Source organism: Nonomuraea ceibae, from assembly GCF_019396325.1.
GTDB classification, from domain to species: Bacteria; Actinomycetota; Actinomycetes; order Streptosporangiales; family Streptosporangiaceae; genus Nonomuraea; species Nonomuraea ceibae.
Genome location: NZ_JAHKRO010000017.1, coordinates 1 through 15,149, shown reverse-complemented (window position 1 = coordinate 15,149; position 15,149 = coordinate 1). Strand labels below are relative to the sequence as shown.

The following is a 15,149-nucleotide window of genomic DNA, read 5'->3' as shown; positions in this document are numbered from 1 at the left end:
CTACGCCTCGGCGACGTTGGCAGGGCTCGGGCTCTGGATGGCAGCCACCTCGAGGATGACGTCGTCGCGATGCCTGGCCTTTGCCACATCGGTCATGCACCGCCACAGCGGCCCGTCGTGGGCGCGCAGCTCACGCAGAGTTGGATCGAGATGGTCACGGTGCCACGTGCTTGGGCCGGTCCATCCGCCGGCTGCGGGGTCGGTCAGTTCCTGCCAGGCCAGCCACAGGGCGTGAAGACGTGCCAGTGCCTCCTCGTGCTCCCACCAGCGCAGGCACCACGGCGCGGTCGGGCTCGGTTCCCGGATGTAGGTGGGCACCAGCAGGTCATCCACCCACTGTTGGAGCAAGTTCAGCTCCAGGGTGAAGCTTTCGTCGGCCAGGCGCAGGATGAAGGTGGGGGCTGCGCCATCATGCTGCGTAGCGTCGTCTTCGTACACTTCGGGGGAGCCGGTGATGTCATCGCTCACCGCGTGCGCCTTTTCGTCGATGCTGGCGGGGGCGTCGTGCGCGGAGCTGGCCTGGGCTGCTGCGTCGGGTCCGGTGAAGGGCACTGCGTCGGGGCGGAATTCGACCCCAGCTGAGCTGCTCGCTGTCGGCCGCTGTTTGGCCGAGGCGGGTCAGCTTGCGCCGGGCGTCGTGAGAGCTGCTGGCCGTGTGCGGTGAATCGCCGTAGTGCGGTGGGCACGCTGACTCTCCGGTCCTGCGTGGAGGAGATCAGCTCTCCGGCGGCGCCGATGAACGTCTGCAGGTCGGCATCGCTGGCATGAGTGAGGATCTCCGTCAAGAGCGCTGTGACGTTCTCCTGCCTGGCCATGGCCGGGTGATTGGCCGGGTGAACCGGTGGCTCGTGAGGCCGTGCCGGCGCGGGCTGGCGATGATGCGGTGCGACTGCCTGGCGCCACCACATGAGCCCCACTTCGAGTTCCACCTTGCCAGCAAGATCGAGTAGGTGGAGGACAGGACGGGCGGAGGGCTTGATCAGACGCTCCAGAGAAGCAGTGGTGAGCGATCCTGAGGGGCGGCGATCCGATCGAGGTTGAGGGATGGTGGGCATGATGAGGCTCACCTTCTGGACGGTTCCGCGGGGTGACGGGAACGGTTCGTAGAGTGCTGGTGCTTGTCCACGGCGCGACGGGTGATGTCGTGTTCAGCGCGCTTGGTGGCGGCGCGCAGCCGGTCGGCGTACGGCTCGGTCATCCACGGCCGCAACCGGATCACGGCGGCGCGGATACCGGTGAGCAGGAGCAGAGCGGTGCCCTTGGACAGAGCCCGAACGTCGGCCGCGTCGTAGATACGCTCTTTACGAGAGGAGGTGCTGACGCTGCGGCCTTGGCGACTGTGGGAGACGCTGGTCTCCTTGATGCGGTGGTCGCCGATGAGCCGGCTGATTTTCGCGGCGAAGTCGGCGTCGTCCAGGCCTGCGCCGAGAATTTTGATGGTGGCCGCTCCCCACAGGGCATCCATGCCGGCTTGGCCCCATACGCGAGCGCCTTGCTGGTAGCTCTGCAGGATGGTGACGACGGGGATGCCGAGCGATCCCAGGAAGCTGTACAGGTCGGGCAGGTCCTCGATGGGGGCGATGTTGGCGGCCTCGTCCAGGATGGGAACGACTGGCGGGTCGTTGCGTCCACCTGCACGCTCAGCGGAGGCGATGGCCGCCTGCAGAACAGCGTCGGTGAAGGCGGCCACCAGCGGTGCGGCGCCACCGACGCCCTTCTTGCTGAACAAGTACAAGGTGTCGCATCCGGTGACGAATTCTTCCGGGCTGAACTGAGGTTTGTCGGAGGCCGGGGTGATCCACTTGTTGATGACCGGGTCGAGCAGGCAGGCAACCGTCTGGCCGGCGGTGTCGTATACCCCGCCGCGCGTTTCGGCGGGCAGCCGGCTGGTCGACTGCAGCTGACTGGCCAGACCGATGGCACCGGCCTGCCGCAGCGCCTCAACGGGCGTAGGGTCGGCGGGGTTGGCCAGCCACTCCAGGACATCGTGGATGGTGGCGCCGCTGGTGGCCGCGGCGTGGAACATGGAGCACAACAGGTTGCCGGCCGCCAGCGCCCAGTAGTTGCCGCGCTCGGAGGAGGAGAAGCCGCAAGCGATGAAGTGGCCGGCCAGGCGGCGGGCGCCTTCGACCGTGGCCGCGTCGGCCAGCAGATCCCACCACCAGTCCTGCGCGAAGTGGCCGATCTGCTGCGGATCGAACACCCACAGACGGCCGCGGGAACTGCGTGGCGCCCACGTCGTGGTGTAGGCGTCGGCCTTGCGGCTCGTGATCAGCACGGCGCCCGGCGCCCGGATGGCCATCGGCGCGACCAGGGCGGTGGTCTTACCGGATCGGGGGGCCATCAGCGCCAGATAGACGTCTTCCCACGAACCGCGCAACTCCACGCCGTTGTGCTCACCGAGGAGCATGCCAGCCTGGTCCGGCGGGATGTCCTTGGCCCCCGACAGCGACGGGCGCAGGCGGCGGGCCCCCTTGGCCGCTCCGCGCGGGGTGAATCCGCGAAGCTCCCGCAGCCCGGCCAAACCCTGGTGGCGGGACAACCATCGGTAGCCGGTCATGACCGCGGGGACGACGAGCGCCGTGGTGGCGCCGAAAGTGACAGCGATGCCGCTCCAGACCGCCAGTGGCGGCACTCCCGGCCAGTGCTGTTCCGTGCCGTCGGCCAGCCGCAGGATCAGCGTCCAGCTGAACGGCGGAGGATGCCAGCCGGCGCCGGTGGCCAGAGCGCCGAGCGTGCCGCCCAGCCAGATCATGGCGACGAGAACGAGCACGGCCACCATGCCCGTGAGGATCAGCCAGGGGGCGATGTCGGCGGGGTCGCTGCCTCGCCCGTCCGGGCTCACCGCGTTCTCCTTGCGCGCTTCGCATGCCGACCTGGTGGCCGGAGTGGTGCCGAGATAGTGGGGCAGGCTCGGGCGGTGTTCATGAGCGTCTCCGCATCGCCGCGTCGGTGTCGTACAGGTGCCGTTCTGCGTCGGTCAACTGCAGGCGAGCGGGAATGCCGACGCGCTGCCCGATTTTGATCAGGTACTTGCCACGGCCGGGATGGGCGGCGGCGGCCGCGTCCAGTCCCGAGGCGGCCGGGGAAGCCCAGGAAGCCACCAGTGACACCTCCGAGGCGGTGAGCGGCTTCTGCGCCGAGACCCTGGCCAGCTCGCTGACCGGCATCGCGGCCAGGATCAGGGTGTCGCAGCGCTCCATCAGGCCGCGGGCCTTGGCCCGGTCCTCCTCGGTCGGCAGCGCCTCCAAATCCTGCAGCGAGTGGGTGATCATCAGGCTGATCTCGCCCTTGGACCGGTTCAGCCTGGTGATGCCATCCATCGCGGCGACCATGCCGGGGCCGGCACGCAGGGCCCGCCACAGCTCGTCCAGCGGCAGCACGACCTGCCGGTCCAAAAGGCCGAACGCGCGCGCGGTGTCCACACTCGCGTAGGAGTAGGCCCAGGTGGCCAGCAGCCCGGCGGCCACCACCTGGTCGCCGGCCGACAGGATCGGTGACAGGTCGATCGCCAGCGCGGGCTGGGACAGATCCAGCGGCGCGGTGGTGGGCCGGTCGAACAGGCCGCTCAACGGGCCGTCACACAGATTCTCCAGAGCGGCGATCACCGGCCGCACGGCGCGCAGATAGGCGTTCTCGTCCCGGGTGATGAGCCGGTCCCGCAGCGGTTGCGGGCTTTCGCGCAGCACGGCGATGACGTCCGGGATCGTCGGGTCGACGCCGGTGGGCCGGGCTTCGGCGGCGAGCCGGACCGCGGTGTTGATCGCGGTGCTCTCCTCAGCGCCGGGACGGCGGGTCAGGCCGTGCGGGGTGGCCAGCAGCGCGTGCAGCAGCTCGCCGCGGCGGCCGTTGACCTCCGCGAGCACCCGGTCTCGCTCGTCGGCGACCAGACTGGTCAGGTGGCGGCCGAGCGGCCCGGAGTCCAGCGGGTTGATGGCGTCCAGGCCGCGGCCGATCCGGACCACCTGGCCGCCGAGCGCGTGGACCAGTCCGGCGTACTCGCCCTTGACATCGCCCGGCACGAGCAGTTGGTAGCCGTAGGCGACCAGGCCGAGGCACAGCCGTTTGGCCATCGCGCTCTTGCCGGCGCCCGGCTGGCCTTGGATCCACACCGACGGGTTGGTCGTCAGCCGGCCCACCCACCCGGGCGGGTCGAGGCAGACCAGCTCGTGCGCGAGCAGGTCCGGGCCGATCGGCACCCCTTCAGCCGGCAGCGAGCCTGCTTGGACGAACGGGAAGAGGCCCGCCACCTGGACGCTGGTGCCCAGGTAGATCGAGCCTGCTTCGACGTGAGCGGCACGGCCACGCGGCCAGCCCCGGCGTGGTGCGACGCGCTGCGGGTCAAGGATGAGGGTGGCGGACTGTGGTGACCGGCGTCGTCGCCGCTGGCTGCCGCCTGCTCCCTCGCCGTTGTTGCCGCGTCGGCTCTGGCTGTTCATCGTGCACGTGTGCGCTGCGGCGCGGTGGGGAGCGTTGGCGTCACCGTCCTGGGGTTCTGGTTCGCTGTGGGCTTGGGTTGTGTCGTGGTGGTGTTCGTGTGCGCGGTGGCCGCGAGGCTACGGACATGCGCGGGCTCGGGGTCGGCGGTGAGTGATCGCAGTTCTGCCAGAAGGGCGCGCAGCTGGCTTGGTTCAGCGCCGGCAAGAATGCCGGCCAGGTGAATGTGCGCCTGCTCAGGCATCGGCATGTCTCTGATGGCCAGGAAGGCCAGGCCGCCGGGCGGCGTTCGAGCATGCGGGGGCCGCGTCACCTGCTCGTACAGCGTGGCGAGCGCGGGAGCCAGCGACTGGAGCTCTTCCGGCGGCCGATGCCGAAGTTCGGCCACCTGCTGGTGTTCGTCGCTGAGCACGCTCAGGAGGGGAATCATGGTGCGGCCTGCCTCCGCGTGTGCGCGCATGTCCTGCGTCATGCGGGCGCGGTTGTCGTCGGTTTTCGCCGGACGTTTCTGGAGGATCATCGGCGTCTACTCCTCTGCTCATGTCGGCTGGATGTTGCGCTTGAGGGTCCGTTCACGCCTCATCGGGATACACCCCGCAGGGCAGGCCGACGGCGAATGCGGCGGCCTGGCCGCCGTAGGCCAGGCGGAGCTTGAGACGCGCGTGTCCGGCGGCTTGTTCGACCTCACGGCGGGCCTGGGCGAGCTCGGCGCGGCTGGGGGCGGTGGTGGTGACGTACAGGCTCCACTGGACCAGGCCCGCGCCGTGCGCTTCTTCGATCGCGGCGCGGGCGGCTCGGCTGGCGTCGGCGCGGTCGCGGGCGGTGGGGTCGCGGCGGGTGCGCCGCTTGTACTCCTCGCGGACGGCGGCGGCGTTGACTTCCTGCTCCAGCAGCGCGCCGGCGACGTCACGGGGTAGCGTGCGGTAGGTCAGGGTGACCCGGCGCCGGTACTGGCCGGGGCTGAGCAGGCTGACAAGCACGTCGTGGGAGACGCGCTGGCGCGGTGCCTCCAGCAGGACCCATGACAGCGAGCAGGAGCCGTCGTGCTGGTAGTGGTCGTAGCGGTCGCGGGCGTGCTCCGGGCGGGCATCAGCCCAGCGCAGCTTCTCCCAACCGGCCGAGACAGGTTCGGCGTCGACGTCGTAGGCGGTGCGGACGATGCGGATCAGGTCGGTGGCGCTGGCGCGGCGCAACACCTCGGCCCCGGCAGCCGAGACTGTCAGACCGCCCAGGCTGCGCAGCACCTCGGCGACCGCCTGCGGCACCTCGCGTGGTGAGCTCGCGCCGAGCGATGGATCGCAGGTGAGGCTGAGCCGGGCGCGCACCTGCGCCGAAGCGCGCGGCGCCATCGCCGTGAGCTCGCCGATCACCTGCTGGGCCAGCTGGGGGGCACTGGGGGACAGACGGCCCTGCACGTGGTCGACGAGCTGGGTCCCGGGCTCGGGCACCAGCTCGATGGTCACCGCGGCATGCTGGATGGCGGTGTCATCGGCCAAGCTGGCCAGCAGATGGCCCCAGTTGGAGATCTGCCGGTTGACCGTGGCCGGGTCGGCGAGCAGCGCACCGGCGGGCGACAGCAGCAGCGTGGCGGTCATGTGCCCGCTGCGCTGATTCCACACCACACCGATCCGGCCCCGCCCGGGATCCTCCACGTCCAGCAGCCGCGTGGGAGCCAGCACCCCGGGGAGGTCCCATCGCTGCGGCATGGGCGTGACCATCTGCCCCAGAGCGACGGTGTGCGTGCGCCAGTCCGCCCACCGCCAGCGCACCCAGGCCAAACCTGCGTCCAGCACCAGGGCACCGCCACGGCGGGCGACGGACAGCAGGGCCACCACCACCGCGGCCGGCGCCAGGAGCATGGCCGCGCGCACGCCGATGAGCAGACCAGCCAGCAACGGCGCGAGCATCGCCGACAACAGCATGATGGTCTGCCGGGTGTCCAACGATCCCAGCCCCAAGCTGCGCGAGCGACGCCATCCCCCGTAGGTGTGCAGATCTGTGGTGGTGCTGGTCATCGGCTCACTCACCCGTAGTTCCGGTCGACGATGGGGCCCGCGCCTGAGCCACCGTCACTGTCGGTGCGCTCCAGCGGATGGGCGCTCGCTGCGCTGCCGGCGTGCTCGGCGGCTTGCTCCGGGGCCGAGACGTGCCCGGCAGCGGCCTGGCCGAGACGCTCGGCGCCTTCCAGCGCCACGCCTGCTGCGGCACCGGCGGGCCCTGGCACGCCGGCGGCGCTGCTCGCCCCGGCGGCGCCTCCCGTACCAGCTGATCCCGCCGTCGTGGCGGTGGCGCCGGCCTGACCGTGCGCTGTCGCTCCGCTCCCTCCAGCCGGCGTCGCTCCTGCGGGAAGGTTGCCGGTCGCTGCCGGGGTACCGCGCGGATCGTCGGCGCTCGCCTGCGGCATGCCAGGTGTGGCGCCCGAGTGGCTCGCGCTGTGCTGCTCCGTGCTCTGCTGGGTGCGCTGCTGGCTGGCTTGGCTGTGCTCCATGCGCTGCTCGTGCTCGATCACTGACATGGGAGCGGCACCACCACTACCATCACCGCCGCTGCCGCCGCCCCCGCTGTTTCCCCGGCCACCCAGTCGTGAGGCGGCCATCCATCCGGCTTGGCTCAGCCAGGACCCAGCGCCGCTGCCGCCCGCCGCCAGGCCCAGCGGCGCGAAGATCTTCACCAGCGCAGGCATGGCGATCACTGCCGCCACGAACATGATCAGCGCGTACACCAGGCCGGCGACCTCGGTGGAGTCGCGGAACTGCGCGACGGCCGACACGATGATCAGCGACACGATCGGCTTGTAGGCGGCCACGGTCAAGATCGCCGTGATGGTCTTGGGCAGCCAGGCGCGGGTCGCGTTCGTGCCGATGCTGCCGGCGGCCGCGATGGGCAGCATCAGGGCCAGGATCGGGATCGTCGCGTTGCGCAGCCACAGCACGATGATCTGGATGATCAGCACCAGGATGAGGAGCGTGGCCACCTGGATGGTCAGCCAGGCGGGCAAGCCCGTTGACAGCGTCATGGCGGTGATCTGCTTGTTCAGCAGCCCGTTGCGGACCAGGTCGCCGAGGATCCACTCCGACAGCAGATCCGAAGCGCGCATCACACCACCGGTGACCGCAACCCCGCACAGGGACACCAGCCCGGTGATGACCAGCCCCTGCAAGGCCTCAAGGAGCGGCAGGCCCTTACCTTGAACCATCGTGCGGATCGCCTGCCAGATGAGCAGCAGGACGGCGATCATCATGCCGATGGCCATGGTCATGCCGTACAGGCTCATGGCTCCCTGCTGGTGCAGGTCGAAGCTGCTCAGGGTTAGCCAGAGGCGCAGGAAGATTCCCAGGAGCGTTTCTGTCGCTGCGATGATCAGCGCGGACAGCGGAGTAAGAAGGCCCTTGTTCAGGGCGTTGGCCGCCACGTTGGTGGCCCGCTGGCCAACCTCGCGCACCGTGCAGTGAGGAAGCAGAATCTGCACGCCGGAGCACGGGTCGGCTTTCGGAGCCGGTGTGGCTGGCGTGGTGGACGGGACAGGCTTGGGGGTGGACGTTGCCGCATGCGCGACGTCCTGCGCGGCGGCGGGCCGCTCACCGACCCAACCCGATCCGGCGACGAGCAAGGCCATCGACGTCACGGCGAGCAGGAGTAGCAGGAGGCGACGAAGCCGGGTGGGGCGGGCGAGCCGCTTGGCGTTCATCCCGGCCCCGCAGACTTGACGGCGGCCCAGCCGAGCTGGTTGAACTCGGCGGTGCCCAACTCGGCGTAGCGCAGGGCGGGCATCTGGTCGGCGGGCCTGCGGACGGCCAGCCAGTCGCCGCTGCGCAGGGCGGGGTGCCAGCGCATGTGCACGGTCACGGCCGCGGAGGCGCTGGTCACTGGCTCCTGCCTGCTGGCCAGCAAGGTGACCTCGAGGTTGAGGTTGACGACGACGTTGTCGGTGTCGAGCGACTTCCACCGCACGCCGGTGGGCTGGACCAAGATGCTGGCCTCGGGAGGCAACGCCGCCTCGGCGTCGACACCGAGCTGAGCCCGGAACCAGGCCGCCCCTTGCCGGGCCTCGCTGCGGGTGGCGGCGCGGCCGTCGGGGGCGATGTAGACCTGCACCGCCCTGGCAGCCGTCGCGGCGTCAAGGGTCCAGGCCGACTGATACAGGGCGGCCGCCGCCGCGGCCGCTCCGGCCGGGGAATGCGGGAAGCGCACCGGATACCGGTCGGCCAGCAGGGCGGAGGGTTCTGGCAGGTGGACCCAGCGTGTGGGGCGCACGTAGCTGGATGGATCCATGGGGTCGATGGCCGGGCTGTTCGAAGGCTTGGGCAATGGTGAAGTGCCGGCAGCCGATGGAGTGGCAGGCTCGGCCGAGGGATCTTGTGACAGCAGGCCCACGGCCGCCGCAGTCACGATCATGGAGAGGAGCACGCCGCCGGCCAGGGCACCGCGGGCACGGCGGCGTGCCAGCTTGTCCAGTTCGCCTGTGGTGGGCATCGGCTAGCTCCCGCTTGGGACGACGAAGCCCACGACAGACACGGCCGTCATGGCCAGCATCAATCCGACGAAGACCCAGGGCACCGACGCGGCGCCGTCGGCGGCCAGATGATGCCGGTTGGACTTGCCGAGGGTCATCTTGATGGCGATCACGCCAAGGGACAGCGCGGCCACCGCGCCCGCGATCCACTTGATCGCGCCGAGAAAGGTGCTGAAGTAGCCGGTCAGCTCAGGCGGCGGGGCAGGTGGAACGTCGGGGAGCTGAAAGCCGCCGCCGGAGTTGCCGGTGGTGGGGGCGGGGCTCGGTAACAGGCCGCCGAACTGGTCGGCTGCGGCGAAGGCGTCGTTCAGTACGTGCCAGAGATGGGCGGTGGTGGTCACGAATCTGGGCCCTTCAAGAGCAGAGCCCGCTGCAGCGTGCGGGCTGTTCGGGTAACACGGCCGCCGGCCCGCAGAGCCGCCGCGCGGTCAAGCTGTCGTAAGGCGAACAGGTAGGGCACCCGTACCGTGATTGCGGTCTCGCCGCTGACAGCGCGCAGCCGGAACCGGGCCAGGCGAGGCATGGGGAACGGCGCGTCGGCCACGATGATCAGCGCCGGGCGCATCAGATGAGCGGGCCAGGAGGCGATCATGCGCGCAGCGTGGTCGGCGCCTTCGGCCGTGGCTTTGACGACGAGGGCGGGACGGTGCCCGTCGGGGATGTGGCCGGCGAACTCGAAGGCGATCGGCTGGGCGCGGCGATGATTGAGCAGGTCGACAACCATGCTCGTGCCCGCCCCGCCGTGGGCGCCGATCAGCGTCCAGCGAGCCGGTGTGTCATGTCGCAACGTTCACCCCCTTGCGCCGCTTTGGGTAGATCCGCCAGATTAGGCACCTGACAGAGATATTTACCAGGTGTTGACAAGAAATGCGATAAGCAGTTGAGGGATTGCGCGGTGATGAAGAGGAATGAGATCCTCTGCGGCGATCGGACTGGCGATCGTGCTGTTCACCGCCTTTCTGCCGCTGATCGTGCTGCTGGTGCTGGGCAACACCGCCACCGCCGAACTCACCGCCCAACCGGCTGCCGAGGATCCGACGGACGTCGAGGGCATCCCCGCGGAGATGCTGCGGCTGTACGTCAGCGCCGTCCGCACCTGCCCCGGCCTGCACTGGTCAGTGCCGGCCGCAGTCGGAAAGGTCGAGACCGATCACGGCAGATCGAACCTGCCCGGCGTCAAGAACGGCACCAACCCCGCCGGCGCCGCGGGGCCGATGCAGTTCCTGATCTCCACGTGGGGTGGCGCCACGAAGATCCGGGTGTTCGCACCCTTCACCGGTTACGCGGCCGATGGCGACGGAGACGGCTGGGCCGATGTCTACAACCGGGCCGACGCCGTCTACGGAGCTGTCAAGTACCTGTGTGCGCTGGGAGCCGCCGACGACCTACGTCAGGCATTACATGGCTACAACCACTCCTGGGCCTATGTCGAGCAGGTGCTGGCGATCGCCGGCTCCTACCGACAAGCGGCGACCACCTCGCGCACCAGCCGCAGCTTCACCCCCCAACAGCAAAGTGGCGCAGACCGGTTAACCCCCCGCACCCGGCACATGCGTGATCTGATCAAGAGGCAGTTCGCAGTGCCGCACGGCATCGGCTGCTACCGGGCGATCGAGGACGGTGGTGAACATCCACGCGGCCGCGCCTGCGACTTCATGCTGTCGTCGAACGGGCGCATGCCCTCACCCGGAGAACTGGCGCGCGGGGATGCGATCGCAGGCTGGGCCCAAGCCAACGCCAGCAGCTTAGGCGTGCTGTACGTCATCTGGAAGCAGCGCATTTGGAGCCTTGAAAGGGCGCGGGAAGGCTGGCGACCCATGTCAGATCGAGGGACCATCACCGAGAACCATTGGGATCACGTGCACATCAGTATGAAGTAGAACAGGGACCAATAGCATCCGGTGAGCTATCCGCGCTCATGAAGAAGTCGTATGCGCTGGGAGCCGGTCCGCCACATTCGAGTGCGCCGGATAGCGGATGCGAAGTGATGCTGGGTGGACAGGTCTCGCGAAGGACGCGCACGCCGGATGCTCGCCGACCGCGTGGTGACAGTGCGCCCGCCGGACGCGGTGTTCGCGGCGGTGCGGAAGAGAACGGCAGCACCGGGCACGGCTTCCCAAGGCGGTGGGGCCATACGCCTCCAACGTCCAAATCGCCGGGAGGGCGCGGCTCCGTTATTCGTTTGTCGCGTTGGATGCTCGACAGCCAACAAGGTGTTTATAGCTATCTTTACACAAAGTCAGGAGAAGTCCTTGCTGTGGCGATGACTGTTTCCTATGCTCGCCGGTTATGCGGGATGATCAGCATGCACATCACGCCGACCGACCCCCGTTGTCAGGGTCTGCGGCACTGACACAGTTGTCGAGCCACCAACCGCATACGGAGCCCCTCGCAGACCTGGCAAGACAAGAGCCCGCCAGGCAATCAGACGAATCCGGCCGCCACCGCGGTGCAGCCACCGATGGCGACGACGGGGAACTGGCTTTCATGGCCGGAGTGCCAGCGGATCGCAAATTCTGGTCCGACGACGACGATGACGACCGCAACGATGACGACGACCCCTGGGACGAACTGGCAAGCCGCCGACGCCGCACCCGGATTCCCCTGGGACTGTTGGCCGGCACGGCAGCAGGAGGCCTTGCCTTGCTGGTCGGCATCTGGTCCATGACCAGCAGCGGCGGTGCCGCCCCGGCCACCCCGACAGTGGCGGCGTCCTTCAGCGACCCCATTCTGGACAGCCCACCACCACCCCCCGCAACCGAGGCGACCGACCCGATCAGCACAGGGGAACGCAGCCACCAACCCAGCGACACACCCACCCGCTCGGCTAGAGCCAAACCGGTGAAGTCGGCGACCATCAACACAATCCGGCCGACAGCCGGACCGACCGTCGTACCCCCGGCCAAGCGCAGTCCAACAGTGAAACGCAGCCCCACGGCCACGCCGACCAGCCCCAAGGACATTGCGGTCCCCATGGGGCCCACCGACGCCCCCCCGCCACCCAGCAGAGCTCAGCAGAACAACCAACCATCTCAGACCGGCCCCACTGAGGCACCCCCACCACCTGGTACCTAAACCACCGTCCGGCCCCGGAGGGACAACTCCCCATGCATCCCAAGTCGCAGCACGTCGCACGCCACGCCCGGACAGACTCAAGGTCAACTCACCATCAGATCCTCGGGGATGAGATTCCCACCGACCAATTCAGCGCAATCCCCCCGCCAGCAGTCGAGGTGATGGCCACGGTCGTGAGCCGAATCGGGGACGAGGCGACCACGGCTGCAGCGATCATCGAGGAGATTCTGCAGCCGACATTCAACCGTGAACGACGCCCGCAAGCGAGTAATCCTCCGAGTGCTTGAGAGCATGCAGGAGAACCTGGGCGAGCAGCTCACGGTCGACGACATGGCCCGTACGGTGAGCTACAGCAAGTTTCATTTCTCACATCTCGTTCAGCGGGTCACCGGATTGCCGCTCGGAAAGTTCCTGTCCCGGTTCGGATCCGCGAGGTCAAGCGACTGCTCGCCGCAACATCACTGAGTGCCTGGACATCAGCATCAGCCATCAGCCACGAGGTTGGTTTCTCCAGCATCGGCACGTTCACGTCACGATTCACCGACCGGGAGGGCCTGTCGCCCAGCAAGTACCGTAGGCGCCTGGCCATCCCGCCCCGCACGCTGAAGTCCTGACAACGCCACCCTGCGGAGAGATCCCAATCATCCGTAAGCCCCACCGATCCTGATCGCTGTCGAATCAGGGCCGACGGCGATACGGTGGAGTACATAACCAGACATGGAGGTCCCAGTGTCCACCCCGCATCAGGATGGCGAGGCATTGATTCCACGCCCGCCGCTGACCACAGCGGCGCTACGCGCGGCGGTGGCGCACATAGCGCCGGCCTACCTTGGCCAGTTCGTGGAACATCTCGATCAGGCGACCGAACAGGCCGCTCGGCAGAGCACCGTGGCGCCGCTTCGCGCCTTCTTGGCGCAGTGGGGCCAGTTCGTGGCTATCCACCGCTTTCCCGGACGGGCTGCCCGCCTGCACGAGCTGGAGCAACAAGTCGCCGCCGCCTCCGACCGACGCACGGCCACTGTGCTTCTGGCCGAGATCAGGGAGATCATGGACGCCGCCGGTCATGATGCCGCCGGTGAGTGACAGCTGGGCCTGGGAGTACGATCCCGACGAGGAACAGGTCGCCGCCGGGCTGCCCGCTCTGGTCACCTCAGAGGTCGAGCGCCTGGCCGACCAACTGGCCACCCTGGGAGCGGATGCGGCCGGCGCCGGCCGAGGCCCGTTGCACGGCGGCGGCCTTCGCACCCTCGACCTGTTTGGCGGCCGCGGTTTCGTGCACTTCATCGTCGCCGAACATCTTCAGCTAGTGTTGATCGTTCGCATCACGTGGTTGGACTGAGACGGCCCTGAAGGTGCCGGTGAGCGGGCCCAGCACCTCATCGACCTCGCTCACGGCCACCTGCGTCGCAACAACATCGACGCGGCCCTCACCGCCCTGCTGGCCTCTGAGCAACAAAGCGGCGAGCCTATCGCCTTCAATCCAGCGGCCAGCGCCGCCATCACGGAAATCGTCGAAGGGACCAAGCGCCCTCCCCGCGCCGCCCTCGACCTGGCCGCACGAGTCCTCAAGGGCAAGACCTGACTCCCGGCATGGATCGGCAGCGCGCAGGTCGGACCCATGGACGATGAGCGCCTTCTTGACGACGGGCGGGCGCCGATACCCCTCGCTGGGGGAGAGCGATGCGGTTCAAGCAGCGGTGTTCACCATGGGGCGCGTGGTCGCCCGCGGCATTCTCGCGCCCGATCGTGGTGCACGGGTTCACATCCCTGATGCCAGCTTTCTTTGAAGGCGATACCCCGTACGCGGCGACGCGACAGCGTAGCGAGCACGCCTGGCCTCCCGGCAGAACCGCCCTTCTCTTCCCATGTGCACAGCGCCAGGCCGGAAGCGTCAGCGTCACCACGTACTTCAGCAGGAGGGTGTCGATGGGCAGAAAAGCCCTGCCCGCTGATCGTGCAGCTCCAGCCTTGCACTGTTCGCGTTTCGGCCGTCGTGGCGGAATATTTGAATTTTGCTTCGATAGAGTGAGCACCTCATGGCCTTCCGCAGGAGAGTATCGTCTCGATGGAATCATCGAGCAGATCGCTGAGGCGGGCCGCGCTCTGGGGCGGCCGATAGAGGGGCGATCAGCTCCAGCTCGCATGTCGTGAATGTGACAGAGAACCGGGCCGTCATGATGGCGCCCGAGGGTGACACGCCACATCCACGGCGAACGGGGAAGGAACAGCGACTCGCTGGTCAGCAGGGAGTAGCAGGACGCCTCCAGCGCGCGGAGTGAGGCGTGGATGCTGGTTGGCGGAGGTTTCTCTTGCCCCGTCCTGTCACATGGCCTCTTGGCAGAGCATGACCGCATAATCGCCCGATGTGCAAGGCGCACTGCAGGCTTCATGCCACCTGTGCCGGTTCGCGAGCGTCTTAACGCGAGCATGACGGGTTTCAGACTGACATAGCTGCTGAAGCTCGCTACAGTAGCCAGGAAAAGCTAGCGAACATGGAGTCCCACGTGGCCAGGCAGATTCAAGAAATTTTCATTGATGACCTAGACGGCAGTCAGATGGAGTCCGAGAACACCGTCAGATTCGCCCTCGATGGAGTCTCTTACGAAATCGACTTGGGAGCCAAGAACGAGGAGGCGTTGCGGAAGGCGCTAGCGCCCTTCCTCACCAAGGCGCGCGCGGTCAAGCCCGAGCGGGCCGGCCGAGGACGACGCGGGGCCGGGGGCACAGCGCGTGCCATAAGCAGGGACAAGTCCGCCGAGATCCGGCAGTGGGCCAAGATGAAGGGCCTGCCAGTGAGCGAGCGAGGTCGCATCGCCTCCACCGTGGTGGAGCAATATGAGGCTGCCCACTAAAAGTTGTTGCAGAAAGTAGCTGAGCGGGCATTCTTCGTGTATGGGCGGGGTGTTACGGGCTGATCCGTTGTGGGTGGAGACGTTCACCGGGCTGCCGATGAGCCGGTTCCAGCGGCTGGTGCGAGTGGTGAGAGAGCGAGGCGGCGAGGGGCCCGGTAAAGGCCGCGGCAGAGGGCGTCCGTGGTGCCTCGCACTGCCGGAGCGGGTGTTGCTGGTGGCCGTCTACTACCGCACCAACCTGACGATGCGACAGCTCGCGCCGTTGTTCGGGA

The 15,149-nt window shown here is 68.2% G+C and carries 16 protein-coding genes; 7 read left to right on the top strand and 9 right to left on the bottom strand.

The annotated features are described in order from the left end of the window. The 9 genes from KME80_RS14180 to KME80_RS14140 form a co-directional block, all read right to left on the bottom strand. The gene (locus KME80_RS14180; protein ID WP_219505147.1) at positions 1–468 is read right to left on the bottom strand and encodes a DUF4913 domain-containing protein; all 468 of its coding nucleotides are present in this window, start codon (positions 466–468) and stop codon (positions 1–3) included. A 595-nt stretch (positions 469–1,063) separates the two neighbouring features. Continuing rightward, on the bottom strand, positions 1,064–2,845 hold the full coding sequence (locus KME80_RS14175) for a type IV secretory system conjugative DNA transfer family protein (protein WP_219505144.1): 1,782 nt from the start codon (positions 2,843–2,845) through the stop codon (positions 1,064–1,066). 79 nt (positions 2,846–2,924) lie between these two features. Then, the gene (locus tag KME80_RS14170) at positions 2,925–4,439 is read right to left on the bottom strand and encodes a putative type IV secretion/conjugal transfer ATPase (RefSeq protein WP_219505143.1); all 1,515 of its coding nucleotides are present in this window, start codon (positions 4,437–4,439) and stop codon (positions 2,925–2,927) included. After that, a complete protein-coding gene (locus KME80_RS14165) occupies positions 4,436–4,957 on the bottom strand; it encodes a hypothetical protein (protein WP_219505142.1) in 522 nt (173 codons plus the stop codon). The genes KME80_RS14170 and KME80_RS14165 overlap by 4 nt, the downstream gene beginning before the upstream one ends. Positions 4,958–5,009: 52 nt before the next feature. Beyond that, positions 5,010–6,452 carry an SCO6880 family protein gene (locus KME80_RS14160; protein ID WP_219505140.1) on the bottom strand — a complete coding sequence of 481 codons (1,443 nt, stop codon included), beginning with the start codon at positions 6,450–6,452 and terminating at the stop codon, positions 5,010–5,012. A gap of 8 nt (positions 6,453–6,460) precedes the next feature. Continuing rightward, positions 6,461–8,125 carry a hypothetical protein gene (locus KME80_RS14155; RefSeq protein WP_219505137.1) on the bottom strand — a complete coding sequence of 555 codons (1,665 nt, stop codon included), beginning with the start codon at positions 8,123–8,125 and terminating at the stop codon, positions 6,461–6,463. Then, the gene (locus tag KME80_RS14150) at positions 8,122–8,709 is read right to left on the bottom strand and encodes a hypothetical protein (protein ID WP_219505135.1); all 588 of its coding nucleotides are present in this window, start codon (positions 8,707–8,709) and stop codon (positions 8,122–8,124) included. Before KME80_RS14150 ends, KME80_RS14155 begins: the two co-directional genes overlap by 4 nt. Before the next feature lie 204 nt (positions 8,710–8,913). Next, positions 8,914–9,291 carry a hypothetical protein gene (locus tag KME80_RS14145; RefSeq protein WP_219505133.1) on the bottom strand — a complete coding sequence of 126 codons (378 nt, stop codon included), beginning with the start codon at positions 9,289–9,291 and terminating at the stop codon, positions 8,914–8,916. Then, entirely contained in the window at positions 9,288–9,674 is a 387-nt protein-coding gene (locus KME80_RS14140; protein ID WP_219505131.1) for a hypothetical protein, read from the bottom strand. Before KME80_RS14140 ends, KME80_RS14145 begins: the two co-directional genes overlap by 4 nt. Positions 9,675–9,891: 217 nt before the next feature. Here KME80_RS14140 and KME80_RS14135 point away from each other — a divergent pair, with 217 nt between their 5' ends. The 7 genes from KME80_RS14135 to KME80_RS14105 all read left to right on the top strand — a co-directional run. Continuing rightward, positions 9,892–10,830: a lytic transglycosylase domain-containing protein gene (locus KME80_RS14135; RefSeq protein ID WP_219505130.1), complete on the top strand. Its 939-nt coding sequence runs from the start codon at positions 9,892–9,894 to the stop codon at positions 10,828–10,830. A gap of 1,441 nt (positions 10,831–12,271) precedes the next feature. After that, positions 12,272–12,490, top strand: a complete 219-nt coding sequence (locus tag KME80_RS52705; RefSeq protein WP_219505127.1) for an AraC family transcriptional regulator — start codon at positions 12,272–12,274, stop codon at positions 12,488–12,490. Continuing rightward, positions 12,418–12,639 carry a helix-turn-helix domain-containing protein gene (locus KME80_RS53175; protein ID WP_219505356.1) on the top strand — a complete coding sequence of 74 codons (222 nt, stop codon included), beginning with the start codon at positions 12,418–12,420 and terminating at the stop codon, positions 12,637–12,639. The genes KME80_RS52705 and KME80_RS53175 overlap by 73 nt, the downstream gene beginning before the upstream one ends. A gap of 115 nt (positions 12,640–12,754) precedes the next feature. Continuing rightward, complete coding sequence (locus KME80_RS14120) at positions 12,755–13,108, top strand: DUF6247 family protein (RefSeq protein ID WP_219505126.1); 354 nt, start codon at positions 12,755–12,757, stop codon at positions 13,106–13,108. Further along, on the top strand, positions 13,101–13,364 hold the full coding sequence (locus KME80_RS14115; RefSeq protein ID WP_219505124.1) for a hypothetical protein: 264 nt from the start codon (positions 13,101–13,103) through the stop codon (positions 13,362–13,364). Before KME80_RS14120 ends, KME80_RS14115 begins: the two co-directional genes overlap by 8 nt. A 1,165-nt stretch (positions 13,365–14,529) precedes the next feature. Beyond that, positions 14,530–14,877 carry a histone-like nucleoid-structuring protein Lsr2 gene (locus KME80_RS14110; RefSeq protein WP_219505122.1) on the top strand — a complete coding sequence of 116 codons (348 nt, stop codon included), beginning with the start codon at positions 14,530–14,532 and terminating at the stop codon, positions 14,875–14,877. Positions 14,878–14,917: 40 nt separating this feature from the next. Next, positions 14,918–15,149: transposase family protein (locus tag KME80_RS14105; protein WP_219505121.1), on the top strand; the 232-nt coding region annotated here is incomplete at its 3' end.

Bases quoted from the DNA above. Each gene is read 5' to 3' on its own strand.
- KME80_RS14170 (WP_219505143.1), bottom strand. From the start codon at position 4,439: ATGAACAGCCAGAGCCGACGCGGCAACAACGGCGAGGGAGCAGGCGGC.
- KME80_RS14165 (WP_219505142.1), bottom strand. From the start codon at position 4,957: ATGATCCTCCAGAAACGTCCGGCGAAAACCGACGACAACCGCGCCCGC.
- KME80_RS14160 (WP_219505140.1), bottom strand. From the start codon at position 6,452: ATGACCAGCACCACCACAGATCTGCACACCTACGGGGGATGGCGTCGC.
- KME80_RS14155 (WP_219505137.1), bottom strand. From the start codon at position 8,125: ATGAACGCCAAGCGGCTCGCCCGCCCCACCCGGCTTCGTCGCCTCCTG.
- KME80_RS14150 (WP_219505135.1), bottom strand. From the start codon at position 8,709: ATGGATCCATCCAGCTACGTGCGCCCCACACGCTGGGTCCACCTGCCA.
- KME80_RS14140 (WP_219505131.1), bottom strand. From the start codon at position 9,674: ATGGTTGTCGACCTGCTCAATCATCGCCGCGCCCAGCCGATCGCCTTC.